The 1,659-nt window shown below is 59.2% G+C and carries 2 protein-coding genes; both read left to right on the forward strand.

What is annotated here, in order from left to right; all coding sequences use genetic code 11:
• Window positions 1-164: 164 nt before the first annotated feature.
• Entirely contained in the window at window positions 165-503 is a 339-nt protein-coding gene (locus JF66_RS17255; RefSeq protein ID WP_035879948.1) for a hypothetical protein, read from the forward strand.
• A 5-nt stretch (window positions 504-508) separates the two neighbouring features.
• A partial coding sequence (locus tag JF66_RS17260; RefSeq protein WP_035879949.1) for a glycosyltransferase occupies window positions 509-1,659 on the forward strand: 1,151 nt, incomplete at its 3' end.

Below are 1,659 nucleotides of genomic sequence, written 5' to 3' on the forward strand. Positions count from 1 at the left end.
GTACGGGATTACGCCGGGATTTTGAAAGAGCGGCGTATTACTTCCAGCAAGGAGGGCCGAGCGCCGTTATCGAGCGTGTGCGGGCCCGCAAAGACCGCAATCAAGCAGCGAACGAATAACTGCGGAAACCGGTTTACACGGGGTTCTGATTTTTCACTGATGTAATGACAAGCGACGAGGTTGACAAGATGAATGCCGATGAAACTGGACGGCAGGACTGCGACAATGCGCAGTGCATCCAACTCCGCAAGGACAGGGACAGGCTCATTGCGACGGTGCGTGACCTTACACACAGTCAGCTGATCGGGCGAGACATGGAGCTGGGCCTTCGCGCCGAGTTGATGCAGGCGAAGATCGACCTGAAGCATGCGCGCGCGAGCAGTGCGCACGACCTCGCCTTGACACGCCGTTCGACGACCTGGCGGGTGGGGCGACTGGCCATGATGCCGCTTGTGGTTTCCAGACGTGTGCTGAAGAGTGCCCGCCGACTCGTCAGAAAATGAGTGCCATGCGATCTCCCCTCTTCTCGATACTCACGCCGGTCTATGACACTCCACCGGCGGTCTTGCGGCAGACCATCGAGTGCGTCGTTTCTCAAACGTTCACGGATTGGGAACTCGTTCTCGTTGACGATTGCTCTCCGAATCCTGCCGTGCGTTCGATCCTGCAGCTCGCCGCCGAATCCGACCCGCGAATCCGGGTCGTCATGCGGCAGTCCAACGGAGGGATCGTTTCGGCGTCTAACGATGCGATCGCGGCGGCGCACGGCGATTTCTTTGCTCTCCTGGACCACGATGACCTCTTGGTGCCCAGCGCTCTGAAGGAGTTTGCGGACGTAATCCAGAAGGATGCACAGGTTGACTACGTCTACTCCGATGAGGACAAGCTCGACGCCAAGGGTCACTATTTCGACCAGTTCAATAAGCCGGACTGGTCACCAGAACGGTTGCGCGGGCAAATGTACACGGGGCATCTTTCTGTCCTGCGCGCGCAGATTGTGCGAGACGTGGGTGGGTTTCGGTCTGAATTCGAAGGCTCCCAGGACCATGATCTGGTTCTCCGCGTCACGGAGCAAGCGCGTCGAATCGTGCACATTCCCCGAGTTCTTTACCACTGGCGAGTCATTGCAGGGTCCACGGCTGAAGTCACGGACAACAAGCCCTACGCCTGGGACGCCGGTGTGCGTGCCGTCAACGCCCATCTGGCCCGCGTTGGTATAGCCGGAAGCGCTATCAGGGGTCCAGTTCCCGGGACTTACCGTATTCAGCGGGAGCTGGATCTTGACAGATCGGTGAGTGTGATCATCCCGACCCGCGGAACGGCGGGAGAAGTATGGGGGCAACATCGAGTATTCGTCGTGGAGGCCGTGCGTTCGCTGTTGGCCGGCTCCACACATCGTGATCTGGAGATCGTGGTGGTCTACGACGCCAATACTCCGGAAGCCGTCCTTCAGGAACTTGCTGACGTTGCCGGCGACAAGCTGACCCTCGCCCCTTTCACCGGGCCGTTCAACTTCAGCCGCAAGTGCAATGAAGGATTCCTCGCGGCTCGGGGCGACGTGCTGCTCTTTCTTAACGACGATGTACAAACGATCAGCGATGAAATCGTCGGGCGGATGATCGCGCCCTTGAACGAGCCGGACGTCGGAATGACAGGGGC

This window comes from Cryobacterium sp. MLB-32 (assembly GCF_000738085.1).
Taxonomy (GTDB): domain Bacteria; phylum Actinomycetota; class Actinomycetes; order Actinomycetales; family Microbacteriaceae; genus Cryobacterium.